Raw genomic sequence first — 13,538 nt, forward strand, 5'->3', positions numbered from 1 at the left:
CCGGCTTAGCCCTTCTTCTGTTCGTCTTTCTTCTGAATACGGGCCCAGCTGTCCTTCAAGCCTACGGTACGGTTGAACACCAGCTTACCGTCCGCGCAGGCATGGCGATCGGCGCAGAAGTACCCCACCCGCTCGAACTGGAAGCGCGATTCGGGCCCGGCCTCGGCCAGGCTCGGCTCGCCGATGCCCTGTACTACCGTCAACGAGTCGGGATTGAGGTGCTCGAGAAAGTCGATGTCCTTGTCCCGATCCGGCTGCTCGACCTGGAACAGATTGTCGTAGAGGCGCACCTCCACCGGCACGCCACGGGTTGCACTGACCCAGTGGATGACCCCCTTCACCTTGCGCCCTTCGGGATTCTTGCCCAGGGTGTCGAAGTCCACAGAGCAGTGCAGCGCCTCTATACTGCCGTCGCTCCCCTTGATCACCTCGTCGCAGCGGATCACATAGGAGTTGCGCAACCGCACCTCCTGGCCAGGTGCCAGCCGGAAGAACTTCTTCGGCGGCTCCTCCATGAAATCCTCGGCGTCGATGTAGAGCTCACGGGTAAATGGGATCTGGCGCATTCCCATATCCTCTCGGGCCGGATGCCCTGGGACCTCATAGACCTCGTCATGGGCCTCGGGAACGTTGGTCAGCACCACCTTGATCGGGTTGAGCACGCACATCGCACGCGGCGCGTTGTCCTCGAGGTCGGCACGTATCGCGTGGTAAAGCATAGCGATATCGACCAGTCCACCGTCGGCCCGGGTCACACCGATCATGTCGCAGAACTTGCGCAGCGAGGCTGGCGTGTAGCCCCGCCGACGCATCCCGGAGATGGTGGGCATGCGGGGGTCGTCCCAGCCATCGACGATCCCTTCGTCCACCAGCAGCTTGAGTTTACGCTTGGAGGTCAGGGTGTAGTTGAGATTCAGTCGTGCGAACTCGATCTGGCGAGGCTTGCAAGGCACCGGCAGATTATTCAGGAACCACTCATAGAGGGGGCGGTGATCCTCGAACTCCAGCGTGCAGATCGAATGCGTGACACCCTCGATGGCATCGGATTGGCCATGGGTGAAGTCATAGGAGGGGTAGATGTTCCACTTGTCTCCGGTCTGATGATGATGAGCATGGCGGATACGATAGAGAATCGGGTCGCGCAGGTTGATGTTCGGGGAGGCCATGTCGATCTTCGCCCGCAACACCTTCTCCCCTTCGCCGTACTCGCCAAGGCGCATACGCTCAAGCAGGTCGAGGTTCTCTTCGACGCTACGCTCGCGCCAGGGGCTCGGGCGTCCGGGCTCGGTGAGGGTGCCGCGATACTCGCGGATCTCCTCAGGCGAGAGATCATCCACATAGGCCTTGCCTGAGCCAATCAGATGCTGGGCCCAAGCATAGAGCTGATCGAAATAGTCCGACGCGAAACGCACCTGACCCGCCCACTGGAAGCCCAGCCACTCCACATCGGCCTTGATGGCATCGATATAGGCCTGCTCTTCCTTGGCCGGATTGGTATCATCGAAGCGCAGGTTGCACTCCCCACCGAACTGCTCGGCGATGCCGAAGTTCAGGCAGATCGACTTGGCATGACCGATATGCAAAAAGCCGTTGGGCTCCGGCGGAAACCGGGTCACCACACGATCGATCTTGCCCGACTCACGATCCTCGAGAAGCTGGTGACGGATGAAGTTCGGCGCGCTGTTACTTTCAATGCTCATGGGCGTCTGGGAACCTCTGGTTGGCCGCAATGACGGCAAACGCGCTGACGGACGGAAATGGTCGATGCCGCCGGGTTCGCGTGCCGATGCAAAACGGCTATTATAGCGTGACGTAGTCGCGCTACGCCAAGGCGCGCCCTCAATGACCTTCCGGGAAAGCCTACATGATCGTTCTGCAAACCAACTTCGGCGATATCACTGTATCGCTCTATCATGACAAAGCGCCAAAATCTGCGGCCAATTTCGAACAGTACGTCAAGGATGGCCACTACGACGGCACGCTCTTCCACCGGGTCATCAACGGCTTCATGGTGCAGGGTGGCGGTTTCGACGCCGACTTCGAGCAGAAGCCGACACGCGAGCCGGTCGAGAACGAGGCCGACAATGGGCTCAAGAACGTGACGGGCACCTTGGCCATGGCACGAACCCAGGACCCCCACTCCGCCACCGCCCAGTTCTTCATCAACGTCGCCGATAACGACTTCCTCAACCACCGGGGCAAGACCCTGCAGGGATGGGGCTATTGTGTCTTCGGCGAAGTGGTCGAAGGCATGGACATCGTCGAGCGGATCAAGGAGGTCGCCACCACCCGCCGCGGCATGCACGCCGACGTACCGGCCGAGGACGTGGTGATTCAGCGCGCCTATATCAAGGACGCCTGATCGGCCGCCCTACCTCGCCACGCCCACTCCCCGTGGGCGTTCGTCTTTCGCTCGTGCAGGTTCCTACATGTCCACACTGTTCATCGCCGATCTTCATCTCTACCCCGAGGCCCCCGAGTTTACCGACGCCTTTCTCGCCTATATCGAAGAGCAGGCCTGTAATAGCGAAGCTCTGTACATTTTGGGAGACTTCTTCGAGACCTGGATAGGGGATGACATTCTCGATCTTGCCGGTGCCGACCCCACCGGTAACGCCGCACTGGCCGAACTCACCAGTACCGCGCTCAAGAGATTGAGCGAGTCGGGCACACGCATCTACCTGATGCACGGCAATCGCGACTTCCTGCTTGGTGAACGCTTCGCCGAGGCCTGTGGCGCCACGTTAATCGAAGAGCCACAGGTCATCGAGGTCGGAGCAGAGCGCCTCTTGCTGATGCACGGCGATACCCTATGTACCCGCGACGAGGCCTACCAGGCATTCCGACTCCAGGCGAGAAATCCGCAATGGCAGGCACAGATCCTCTCCATGCCGATCGAGCAGCGCATCGAATTGGCCAAGAGTCTACGCATGCAGTCTGGTGAAGCGATCTCCAACAAGTCGCAGGACATCATGGACGTCACCCCAGAAGAGGTGGTCCGCGTGATGGCGGAACACGGCGTCACCACCTTGATTCACGGCCACACCCACCGCCCCGCCGTGCATGAGCTGACGGTCAATGGCGCAGCCGCGAAACGCTACGTGCTGGGCGACTGGCAGGCCCGGGGCTGGGAGTTGCGTGCCGACCGGCAGGGATCACTGCATCTGCGCGACTTTCCTATCGCCTGAACTTTCCCATCGCCTGAGCAGTATTAGCGGCGGGGTATTGCGTATCATTCGTTGAGCAGGCAGTCGGCAAGTCGAGCTTCCAGGGCCTCGCCATCCGGCAAGGCCCCCTGCTCGACGATCACCTCCAGGCGCGAGTCACGCCGCCAGCTGCTGCCACTCAATTCGGCACGACCATCGCCTCGGTTATAGCAATACCACCCGCCAGCGGTATGCCATATCCCCTTTACCCTGATCGCCGACGGCAAGGCATCCAGCACCCGCGTCAGCTTGTCCAGGTCGAATAGCTCATCGGCGTGCCAGCGCCAGCTTGTGCTGGCATGTCCCAGTGTCTGGCCGCTATCCCGTACGGGGCTTCCCGGTAGCGGTTCGCGATAGGCGATGTCGAGCTCGACCATGGGCCTGCGTTGAGGATCCTGACACGAAGGATCGTGAGGACGATCATGTCCCGGCACTGGCTCCGGCAAGTGATCGATCAACCCCGACGTACTTGTCCTGGCGCCAACAAGACGTTGAATTTCGATCGCGCCATGCGGCGCCTCGACTACCCAGCGCTTGGCCGGCCACAGCCCGTCGAGATGACGATAAGCATCGTCGCACTGCGCACCGCTTGCCAGGTCTGTCATGGTCAAGGCGACACCATCGGCCATCGACAGCTGATCATGGAAGGTCTCGCTCGCCATCGTCCGCGGGTCGCTCAGGCGTCGCGGATCGAGCAGCGCGATGACGTCACGCACCTCGAGCACGTCGCGAAAGGCCTCGCCTCGCAGCAAGTCGAGCAAGCCGGCAGGATGACCAAGTCCCGAAGGCTCGATGATCAGCCGGTCGGGACGTGAGCGCTGCAACAGACTGATCAGCGAGGCCTGGAGCACGAATGCCAGCTGACAGCATAGGCAACCACCCGGCAATCCCTTGACGACCACCTCGCGGCGTTCCTCGAACATCGCCTGGTCGATACCCACCTGCCCAAATTCGTTGATCAGTATCGCCCAGCGCTCGCCACTCGGCTTGTTATCGATCAGATGGCGAATCGCACTGCTCTTGCCACTGCCGAGAAAGCCGGTCACCACGTGCACGGGAATCCTTAGCCCCTCGTCACGCGTCATGAGACACCTCCCTCCCGTTAAGCATAAAAAAACGCGCGACATGATTGTCGCGCGTTGTCTTCATCGCTGAGCTGCGTTATAGGCGCTCAATATCGGCGTTATCGCGCAAGTACTCGAGCAGCCCCTGGATGGCGGTCTGAGCCCGCAGTCGCTCGGACATCTGGGCAACGAACGACTCGACCTCACCATCCACTTCACCCGCCTGTACCCCATCCAAGGCGATCACCGCCACATTACCTTCGCTAGCGGCATGACCAAAGACGGTGCCATTATCCGGCCTGGGCAGGCGGAAGGCGGCCTGAAGCACTTCACGCGGTGCACTATTCGACTGGCGATCCGCCTGCTCTACTGTCTGCCATTCGAACACCGCCTCCTGACCGTCGCGCAGCTCGGCCACCTGCCGCTCGGCGAGCGTCTGCAAGGCCTCTTGCAGTAGGCGCCGCTCAACGGATGCCGTTACCTGGTCTCGCACTTCATCCAGAGAGAGGGTGGTTGCCGGCCGGTGCTCGGCGACACGCAACACCATGCGCCGCTCTTCGTCGAGCTCGATCACCTCACTGTTGAAGCCCTCCTCCAGCACATCGCCGCTGAAGGCTGCCTCCATCACTCCCGGCTCGGAGAGCCCCCCCTGCGCCCCCTCGCGGGATACCCAATCGCTCTCGTGAAGCGGGGTGCCAATGCTCTGTGCCACGCTCTGCAGATCATCGGCGGCAAAGCTTTCGTCGATCAATTGCTGAACGCGACGATTGAAGTCACTACCTACCGCTTCCAACGCCACTTCGTCATGCAACTCCTCGCGCATCTCTTCGAACCCAGGCATGTCGAGCTCGGTGGCCTGGATCAGGTGCAAGCCATTGCTGGTTTCGACAATGTCGGAGACCTGCCCCGCCTGAAGCGCGAAGGCCGCCTCTTCGAACGCCTCATCGAAGAATCCGCGGCTGATATAGCCAATATCCCCGCCCGCCTCGGCGGTCGAACCATCGTCGGAGACTTCAGCGGCAAGTTCGGCAAAGGAGTCACCTTGCGCAAGGCGTTCGCGTACCTGCGTGAGCAGCGCCTGGGCCTCGTCACGGGTGCGCTCACCGTTGAAGTCGACCATGATGTGAGAAATACGGCGCTCGGCATTGGCAGCGCGCTGACGATAGGCATCGCGCAATAGCTGCTCATCGACCTCATGCTCTTGGGCCATCAGCTGGCGGTCGACGATGACATACTCCAGGCGCACCTGCTCTGGACGCTGGTAATTGGCTGCATTGGCTTCGTAGTAGCGCTCAATCTCCTGCTCCGACACCTCGATCGGCGCATCGAGGTCATCAGCCGTCAGCTGCCGATAACGGAACGTACGCGTCTGTCGTTGCAGCTCACCGAGATGCTCGCGCTCTTCGGGAAGTGTGAAATCACTGAAAGCCAGGCCCTGCTGCAGCTGCTGGCGGCGCATGTCATCACGCAGCTCTTCACGGAAGGCGAGCGGCGTGTAGCCCGCGCTGGCCAATCGATTGCGAAACAGGTCGGCAGAAAAGCGACCATTTTGATCCTGGAATTCCGGGATATTGATGATGATCTGGTCAAGCTGACCATCCGACATGTGCAGCCTGCCCCGCTCAGCGTAATCATTGAGCAGCGCATCGGTAATCAGGTCGTCCAATACCTGGTTGCGCAGCGATCGCTCCTGCTCGGGCGGCACCTGCCCGCTGCGAATCGCGCGCTGCACCTGCATCTCCACCTGTTGACGAGTGATCGTCTGTCCATTGACGTTGGCAACGTCATCGGCACCGCTAGTGAATAGACCAATCAACGACTCGACGCCGAACAGGGCCATGGTGACGATGATCGCCCCGATGATGATCTTGGCGCCCCAGCTCTTGGAGCGATCCCGAATATTCTGCAGCATGCTGGCCTCAGCGATAAAATTTGCACGAAACGCGACGTATTATACCCAGCACAGACTGATGTCGGCCATCCGACGATGTGTCGCCTATCGCTCTGGATACCTTAACCCAATAAAAAGGCGCACCGCTTTCGCGATGCGCCTGGTGACAAGACGGTCATCTCGCTGGGAGCTGGGCCCTAACTTAGTTGACCGAATCCTTGAGGGCCTTGCCGGCCTTGAAGCTGGGAACCTTGGCTGCACTGATCTCAATCGGCTTGCCCGTCTGCGGATTGCGACCGGTACGTGCGGCGCGGTCCTTGACGGTAAAGGTACCAAAACCCACCAGAGAAACGGAATCGCCCTTCTTCAGGCTTTCGGTCACGCTCTCGACCATGGCATCAAGCGCACGGCTTGCCGCTGCCTTGGGAATATCCGCAGATGCGGCGATAGCTTCAATCAGCTCGGATTTGTTCACACTTCACCCCTTGACTGTTACGTAAATTGACTTCTAATCGGCGCGGTTTTCGGGTGGCTTGCTCGATCATATCACGGCGCAGTTTATAGCAATGCTGTGAAAGTTATGTCAAGCAACCTTTGGCGCCAGCCCCCGCTACAAGGGATTTCACTCCTTGTCATTCGGGAAAATTATCGTTAATGAGTACTTATCATCGAACGAGAAGAAGCAGGATCATCAGGCCGCTTTTCCTCGCCTTTAATGTCTGGCTTTCCTACCAATGCGGCTTCCAGCACTTCATCTATCCATCGAACAGGTCTGATTTCCAAGGCTTCCTTAATGTTGTCAGGAACCTCTTTGAGATCACGACGATTCTCTTCGGGAATAAGCACCATCTTTATACCACCGCGGCGAGCCGCCAGCAATTTCTCCTTGAGCCCGCCAATCGGCATGACTTCGCCGCGAAGATTGACCTCACCAGTCATGGCAACGTCACAACGCACCGGCCTCTCCAGGTAGGCCGATACCATGGCGGTGACCATGGCGATACCCGCGCTCGGTCCATCCTTGGGTGTGGCACCCTCGGGGACGTGGATATGCAGGTCCTCCTTTTCGAAGCGCTCGGGATCGATTCCCAGCTGCAGGGCGCGCGCCCGAACCACGGTTTGCGCAGCACTCACCGACTCTTTCATGACATCGCCCAGCGAGCCGGTCTTGTTGATGCGCCCCTTGCCGGGGGTGACGACCGATTCGATATTGAGCAGCTCGCCGCCTACTGAGGTCCAGGCAAGGCCAGTGACACGCCCTACCTGATCCTGCTTGTCCGCCAAGCCGTAACTGTAGCGGCGTACACCAGCGTACTTCTCGATCTCCTCGTCGCTCAGCACCTCGGGCGGGTGACCACCCTCCTTGCCCTCCGCCTCGAGGCGCTGTCTAAGCACCTTGCGGCATACCTTGGCAATCTGCCGCTCCAGCTCACGTACCCCCGCCTCGCGGGTGTAGTAGCGAATCAGTTCCAGCAGAGCGTCATCGGCCAGGCTCAGCTCATCCTCCTTGAAGCCATTGGCCTTGAGCTGCTTGGGCATCAGATAGCGCTTGGAGATGGCCAGCTTCTCGTCCTCGGTATAGCCCGGCAACCGAATGATTTCCATTCGATCACGCAGCGGTCCGGGAATATTCATCGAGTTGGCGGTACAGATGAACATCGTTTCCGACAGGTCGTAATCCAGCTCCAGATAGTGATCGCTGAACTTGTCATTTTGCTCGGGATCGAGCACCTCGAGCAGCGCCGAGGCGGGATCGCCACGATGATCCATGCCGATTTTGTCGACCTCGTCGAGCAGGAACAGGGGATTCTTGACGCCCGCCTTACTCATGCGCTGGATCAGCTTGCCTGGCAACGAACCGATATAGGTGCGCCGATGACCGCGAATTTCGGACTCATCGCGCACACCGCCGAGTGCCAGACGCACGTACTTGCGGTTGGTCGCTCGGGCGATGGATTGTCCCAGCGAAGTCTTACCCACCCCGGGCGGACCCACCAGACACAGCACCGGTCCCTTGAGCTTCTTGACACGCTTCTGGACGGCGAGATACTCGAGGATACGCTCCTTTACCTCGTCGAGCCCATAGTGATCCTCGTCAAGCACCTTGGCAGCATGGGCCAGGTCATGCTTGACCCGGGTGCGTTTCTTCCAGGGCACAGAAATCAGCCAATCCAAATAGGAGCGTACCACGGTCGCCTCGGCCGATGTCGGCGACATCATCTTGAGCTTGCCAAGTTCCTGAGCAGCTTTCTCGGCCGCCTCCTGGGGCATGCCCGAGTCCTTGATTGCAAGCTCGTACTTCTCCGCCTCGTTAGGCACGTTCTCGAGCTCGCCCATCTCCTTCTGGATGGCCTTCATCTGCTCGTTGAGATAGTACTCGCGCTGCGACTTCTCCATCTGGTCCTTGACCCGCGAGCGGATTCGCTTCTCGACCTGGAGCAGATCGATCTCCGACTCGATCAGTGCCATCAGGTGCTCGATCCGGTCACGTACGCGATCCATCTCCAGCAGCTGCTGCTTGTCGCCGATCTTCAATGAGAGATGTGCGCAAATGGTATCGACCAAGCGGCTGGGATCCTCGATACCTGACAGAGAGCTGAGGACTTCGTTGGGCACCTTCTTGGAGAGCTTGACGTACTGCTCGAATTGGTTGAGCAGCACCCGCACCAGCGACTCCTGTTCACGCTCGCTGAGTGGCTCGCTCTCGCGCACCGTCACCAGGGCATGGCTATAACCGTTCTCGGCAACCGTGACCTCGCCGACATCCACGCGAGAGGCGCCTTCGATCAATACCTTCACGGTACCGTCCGGCAACTTGAGCAATTGCATGATCTCGGCCACGGTACCGACAGAGAACATATCCTGACGATCCGGGTCGTCCTGCCCAGCCTCGCGCTGGGCTACCAGCAGGATGCGCTTATCCGCCTCCATCGCGGCTTCCAGGGCCTGAATCGATTTTTCTCGCCCCACGAACAGCGGAATGACCATTTGCGGATACACGACCACATCGCGCAGGGGCAGTAGGGGCAGACTCAAGGTCTGTACGTCGTTCTGCTGCATAGCAGACGGTCCTCAAGATCGGAAGATAGTCAGGTGATGGGGGCACCGTCCGGGCATTGCAATCCCGAACCTGGCATTCCGCCAGGCCCAAGCAACGAGCAAAGGGCCGCTTTGCGGCCCCGGACGAACAGCGGACTGATTACTTGTCCTTGCCAGCCACCTTGCTCTCTTCCTGCTGCGAGTAGATCAAGAGTGGCTCACTGTCACCGGCGATCACCGACTCATCGATGACAACCTTGGTGACCCCTTCAAGAGAGGGGATTTCATACATGGTATCGAGGAGCACCGATTCAAGAATCGAGCGCAGACCACGCGCGCCGGTCTTGCGTGTCATGGCCTTGATCGCCACCGCCCTCAGCGCATCCTCACGGAAGTCGAGCTCGACGCCCTCCATCTCGAACAGCTTGGCGTACTGCTTGACCAAGGAGTTCTTGGGCTCGGTGAGTATCTGTACCAAGGCATCCTCGCTGAGCTCGGTCAGTGTCGCGATGACCGGCAGACGACCAACGAACTCGGGTATCAGACCGAACTTGACCAGATCCTCCGGCTCGACATCGGAGAGCAGAGCACCGACGCCCTTGTTCTCGTCCTTGCTCTTGACCGTGGCATTGAAGCCGATACCACCTTTCTCGGCGCGATCGCGAATCACCTTGTCCAGCCCGGCAAAGGCACCGCCGACGATAAACAGGATGTTTCCGGTATCGACCTGCAGGAACTCCTGCTGGGGATGCTTACGCCCACCCTGAGGCGGTACCGAAGCGGTAGTGCCCTCGATCAGCTTGAGCAATGCCTGCTGCACCCCCTCGCCCGATACGTCACGGGTAATGGATGGGTTGTCCGACTTACGAGAGATTTTGTCGATCTCATCAATGTAGACAATGCCGCGCTGAGCCTTCTCCACATCGTAGTCGCACTTCTGCAGCAGCTTCTGGATAATGTTCTCGACGTCTTCACCCACGTAGCCCGCTTCCGTCAGCGTCGTGGCGTCGGCGATGGTGAAAGGAACGTTGAGCAGACGAGCCAGAGTCTCGGCCAGCAGTGTCTTGCCGCTTCCGGTGGGGCCGATCAGCAGAATATTCGACTTGCCGAGTTCGACATCGCTGGACTTAATGTCGGCACGCAGGCGCTTATAGTGATTGTAGACCGCAACGGACAGCACCATCTTGGCGCGATCCTGGCCAATCACATACTCGTCCAGGGTATGACGTATTTCGCGCGGAGCCGGAAGGCGATCTTCATCGCTTTCTGCGTCGGCTTCGAGGACTTCCTCGCGAATGATGTCGTTGCATAGATCGACACATTCGTCGCAGATATAGACGGACGGGCCTGCAATCAGCTTACGGACTTCGTTCTGGTTCTTGCCGCAGAACGAGCAGTAGAGCAGCTTGCCGCTATCGTCCTTGCCTTTGCCGTCGGCCATTCGCGTACCTCGTTACGTACGGCGGCCGCAAAGCCGCCGAATTGCCTATCGTGAATTCAGTGATGAAGTCACGCTATCAGGATGCCGGACGCTTATCCAGCACGGCATCGATCAAACCATACTCCACCGCCTGCGCGCCTTCCATGAAGTTGTCGCGATCCGTGTCCTTGGCGATGGTTTCGATATCCTGACCGGTATGGTAGGCCAGGATACGATTCAACTTGTGGCGGATATTGAGAATCTCCTTGGTATGGATCTCGATATCCGATGCCTGCCCCTGATACCCGCCCAAGGGCTGGTGGATCATCATGCGAGAGTTGGGCAGACAGTAACGCTTGCCCTTGGCGCCGCCAGCCAGCAGGAAGGCGCCCATGCTTGCGGCCTGACCGATACAAACCGTCGACACGTCCGGCTTGATGAACTGCATGGTGTCGTAGATCGACATGCCAGCCGTCACGGAGCCTCCCGGGGAGTTGATATACAGGTGAATATCCTTGTCAGGATTTTCAGACTCCAGGAACAGCAACTGCGCGACCACCAGATTGGCCATGTAATCCTCGACCGGCCCCACCAGGAAGATGACGCGCTCTTTGAGCAGACGAGAATATATATCGTACGCTCTTTCGCCGCGAGCGCTCTGCTCGACGACCATCGGCACCAGGCCACCGGCGTTCTGAATATCGTAATCGTTACCCATCAGTGATGTCCTTTATCCGATGACTCATGTCACGCTCATGCGTCCGCAGAAACGTGGCTATATTAGGCCAGGCTATATAAACAACCTTCGTTACCAATCTAGTCCGACAGGCCCGGCTCATGCCAGGCCTGGACGATCGGCAACAATGGCTCAGGACTTGGACGCCACCTCTTCCTCTTCATTCTCGCCGGCATCGTCCCCCTCGGCCTGCTGCTGGGCTGCCTGCATCGCTTGTTCGTAGCTCATCTCGGCATCGGCAACGTTGGCCTGACCCAGCAGCACATCCACCGCCTTCTCTTCGAGAATCGCCGACTTGACTTGGGTTTTGAGCTGATCATTGCTCAGGTAATATTCGACGACCTGTGCCGGATCCTGATACTGCTGCGCCAGCTCCTCGACCTTCGCCTTGATTTCATCATCGGAAGCGTCAAGCTCATTGGCCTTGATCACTTCAGCGAGCAGCAGACCGACCTGAACACGGCTCTTGGCCTGATCAGCGAAGAGCTCGTTAGGCAACTGGGAGACATCGAAGTCTTCACCAAGGCCGAACTGCTGAGCCGCCTGACGCTTGAGCGCATCGGTCTCCTGCTGCACCAGGGCCTGCGGAACAGGCACGTCATTGGCGTTCTTGAGCGCCTCGAGCACCTGTTGCTTGACACGGTTATCGACGGCTTGAGCCGCCTCACGGGCCATGTTCTTCTTCACTTCGGCGTGAAACTTTTCGACATCGCCATCCTCCACGCCAAAGCGCTTGATGAACTCTTCATCTACCGCTGCCAGCTCCTGACCGCTGACCTTGTGAACCTTGACCTTGAAGGTGGCTTCTTGCCCGGCAAGATTCTCAGCTTGGTAGTCCTCCGGGAAGGTCACCTTGATCTCGGTGTCGTCACCAGCCTTGGCGCCCACCAACTGCTCCTCGAAGCCGGGAATGAAGCTGCCTGAACCCAGCACCAGACTGTGGCCCTCGGCGCTGCCGCCTTCGAAGGGCTCGTCACCCAGAAAACCCTTGAAATCGATGGTGACTTGGTCACCATCGGCAGCGGCACGATCAATCTCCTCCCATGAGGCGTTTTGCTTGCGCAACGTCTCGATCATCTTCTCGACATCGGCGTCCTGAATCTCGACGACGGGACGCTCGACCTCGGCACCTTCGATGCTCTTGAGCTCGACTTCAGGATAGATCTCAAGCGTAGCAACGAACTCGAGATCCTTGCCGGCTTCGTTGACCGTCGGCTCGATTTGCGGGAAACCTGCGGGATTCAGGCTCTCCTGAGTGATTGCCTGAACATAGCGCTCACGCATCACCTCACCCACCACTTCATTGCGCACGTCGTGTCCGTAACGTTGACGGACCACAGCCATCGGCACATGACCCTTGCGGAAACCGTTCAAGCGAATATTCTTGGCGGTATCCTTGAGGCGGGCCGCGACGGCCTGATCGACCTCATCCGCCGGCACCTGAACCTTGACGCGACGTTCGATCTGGGAGGTCGTTTCGACGGAAACTTGCATGAATAGTCCTCTACCGACTGGGGGCGTTGTGTTGAATGCGTTGAATGCTCAAGGGGGGTAATTCTAAGAACCCCGCTGCGCGCTGGCAAGCGCGCCTTGTCTCGACTATGGGGGCTTGTTGTCTCATCACAAGGGGAAAGGGGTAAATAACCCGCGCCATGGGACGAATCGTCCTGTACGCCATCAAACGACACGATCCCAGAGCACTGGAAAGAAAAGGTCAGCCATAGCCAGGCCGATACTCAACGACACAAGAGGGATAGATATAAAGAAGGGGAACAGCACGTTCAGGTAATGGGGTGGATGATGGGGATCGAACCCACGACCACCGGAGCCACAATCCGGGGCTCTACCACTACCGGGCGCAAACTGGCGATACAAATCCTTGAATTCTTTGATAGGCTAGGCTTCACGCGTCGGGTGAAGGATGAGCGTGTCATACGCCGCGCCGATATGTGGCGCTAGGCGCCTCGCATCTTGCCCGCACTCATGGAAGAGGATCGACCCCCGGTGGGGCGGCCAGACTTCAACTCTGGCAGGGGCTGCCAGCGGTCCCTGGTGGGTTCGACTCCCACGCTCTTCCGCCACGCCCGCTTCCCGGTGCACTCTGGCGCGTCTCCCCTCCCGGCCGTATGCGGCTACACTTTGCGATATCGATCGCATCGACAGATGCTGGCTTGCGTGGCTC

At 59.1% G+C, this 13,538-nt stretch carries 11 protein-coding genes and 1 tRNA gene; 4 read left to right on the top strand and 8 right to left on the bottom strand.

The features are described from left to right. Positions 1-5: 5 nt before the first annotated feature. Entirely contained in the window at positions 6-1,700 is a 1,695-nt protein-coding gene (locus HJD22_RS09640) for a glutamine--tRNA ligase/YqeY domain fusion protein (protein WP_208654097.1), read from the bottom strand. Between the two features lie 164 nt (positions 1,701-1,864). Here HJD22_RS09640 and HJD22_RS09645 point away from each other — a divergent pair, with 164 nt between their 5' ends. Both HJD22_RS09645 and HJD22_RS09650 read left to right on the top strand, forming a co-directional pair. After that, positions 1,865-2,362: a peptidylprolyl isomerase gene (locus HJD22_RS09645; RefSeq protein ID WP_208654096.1), complete on the top strand. Its 498-nt coding sequence runs from the start codon at positions 1,865-1,867 to the stop codon at positions 2,360-2,362. Positions 2,363-2,429: 67 nt separating this feature from the next. Next, complete coding sequence (locus HJD22_RS09650) at positions 2,430-3,188, top strand: UDP-2,3-diacylglucosamine diphosphatase (RefSeq protein ID WP_208654095.1); 759 nt, start codon at positions 2,430-2,432, stop codon at positions 3,186-3,188. Positions 3,189-3,232: 44 nt separating this feature from the next. Here HJD22_RS09650 and HJD22_RS09655 read toward each other — a convergent pair whose 3' ends face one another. The 7 genes from HJD22_RS09655 to tig all read right to left on the bottom strand — a co-directional run bounded on the left by HJD22_RS09655 (position 3,233) and on the right by tig (position 12,850). Next, positions 3,233-4,291 carry a GTP-binding protein gene (locus HJD22_RS09655; RefSeq protein ID WP_208654094.1) on the bottom strand — a complete coding sequence of 353 codons (1,059 nt, stop codon included), beginning with the start codon at positions 4,289-4,291 and terminating at the stop codon, positions 3,233-3,235. Positions 4,292-4,367: 76 nt separating this feature from the next. Then, on the bottom strand, positions 4,368-6,182 hold the full coding sequence (locus HJD22_RS09660) for a SurA N-terminal domain-containing protein (RefSeq protein ID WP_208654093.1): 1,815 nt from the start codon (positions 6,180-6,182) through the stop codon (positions 4,368-4,370). A gap of 181 nt (positions 6,183-6,363) precedes the next feature. Continuing rightward, positions 6,364-6,636, bottom strand: coding sequence for a nucleoid-associated protein HU-beta (hupB, locus tag HJD22_RS09665; RefSeq protein WP_208654092.1), 273 nt, complete (start codon positions 6,634-6,636; stop codon positions 6,364-6,366). Positions 6,637-6,812: 176 nt separating this feature from the next. Then, positions 6,813-9,221, bottom strand: coding sequence for an endopeptidase La (lon, locus tag HJD22_RS09670; RefSeq protein ID WP_208654091.1), 2,409 nt, complete (start codon positions 9,219-9,221; stop codon positions 6,813-6,815). Positions 9,222-9,360: 139 nt separating this feature from the next. Continuing rightward, positions 9,361-10,641: an ATP-dependent Clp protease ATP-binding subunit ClpX gene (clpX, locus tag HJD22_RS09675; protein WP_208654090.1), complete on the bottom strand. Its 1,281-nt coding sequence runs from the start codon at positions 10,639-10,641 to the stop codon at positions 9,361-9,363. A 76-nt stretch (positions 10,642-10,717) separates the two neighbouring features. Continuing rightward, positions 10,718-11,338 (bottom strand): ATP-dependent Clp endopeptidase proteolytic subunit ClpP, encoded by a 621-nt coding sequence (clpP, locus tag HJD22_RS09680; RefSeq protein WP_208654089.1) that lies wholly within the window; start codon positions 11,336-11,338, stop codon positions 10,718-10,720. 150 nt (positions 11,339-11,488) lie between these two features. After that, positions 11,489-12,850, bottom strand: a complete 1,362-nt coding sequence (tig, locus tag HJD22_RS09685) for a trigger factor (protein ID WP_208654088.1) — start codon at positions 12,848-12,850, stop codon at positions 11,489-11,491. A gap of 306 nt (positions 12,851-13,156) precedes the next feature. Between tig and HJD22_RS18095 the strand changes: the two genes are divergently transcribed. Together HJD22_RS18095 and HJD22_RS09695 are read left to right on the top strand one after the other, a co-directional pair. Beyond that, positions 13,157-13,315, top strand: a complete 159-nt coding sequence (locus HJD22_RS18095) for a SelB C-terminal domain-containing protein (RefSeq protein WP_367947666.1) — start codon at positions 13,157-13,159, stop codon at positions 13,313-13,315. A gap of 26 nt (positions 13,316-13,341) precedes the next feature. Next, a tRNA-Sec gene (locus tag HJD22_RS09695) sits at positions 13,342-13,437 on the top strand. The last annotated feature ends 101 nt before the right edge of the window (positions 13,438-13,538 follow it).

Source organism: Halomonas sp. TA22 (genome assembly GCF_013009075.1).
In the GTDB taxonomy this organism is placed as follows: domain Bacteria; phylum Pseudomonadota; class Gammaproteobacteria; order Pseudomonadales; family Halomonadaceae; genus TA22.

Coding starts and splice junctions, on each gene's coding strand:
- HJD22_RS18095 (WP_367947666.1), top strand. CDS start 13,157: ATGGGGATCGAACCCACGACCACCGGAGCCACAATCCGGGGCTCTACC.
- HJD22_RS09655 (WP_208654094.1), bottom strand. CDS start 4,291: ATGACGCGTGACGAGGGGCTAAGGATTCCCGTGCACGTGGTGACCGGC.
- HJD22_RS09660 (WP_208654093.1), bottom strand. CDS start 6,182: ATGCTGCAGAATATTCGGGATCGCTCCAAGAGCTGGGGCGCCAAGATC.
- HJD22_RS09650 (WP_208654095.1), top strand. CDS start 2,430: ATGTCCACACTGTTCATCGCCGATCTTCATCTCTACCCCGAGGCCCCC.
- clpP (WP_208654089.1), bottom strand. CDS start 11,338: ATGGGTAACGATTACGATATTCAGAACGCCGGTGGCCTGGTGCCGATG.
- tig (WP_208654088.1), bottom strand. CDS start 12,850: ATGCAAGTTTCCGTCGAAACGACCTCCCAGATCGAACGTCGCGTCAAG.
- HJD22_RS09645 (WP_208654096.1), top strand. CDS start 1,865: ATGATCGTTCTGCAAACCAACTTCGGCGATATCACTGTATCGCTCTAT.
- clpX (WP_208654090.1), bottom strand. CDS start 10,641: ATGGCCGACGGCAAAGGCAAGGACGATAGCGGCAAGCTGCTCTACTGC.
- lon (WP_208654091.1), bottom strand. CDS start 9,221: ATGCAGCAGAACGACGTACAGACCTTGAGTCTGCCCCTACTGCCCCTG.
- HJD22_RS09640 (WP_208654097.1), bottom strand. CDS start 1,700: ATGAGCATTGAAAGTAACAGCGCGCCGAACTTCATCCGTCACCAGCTT.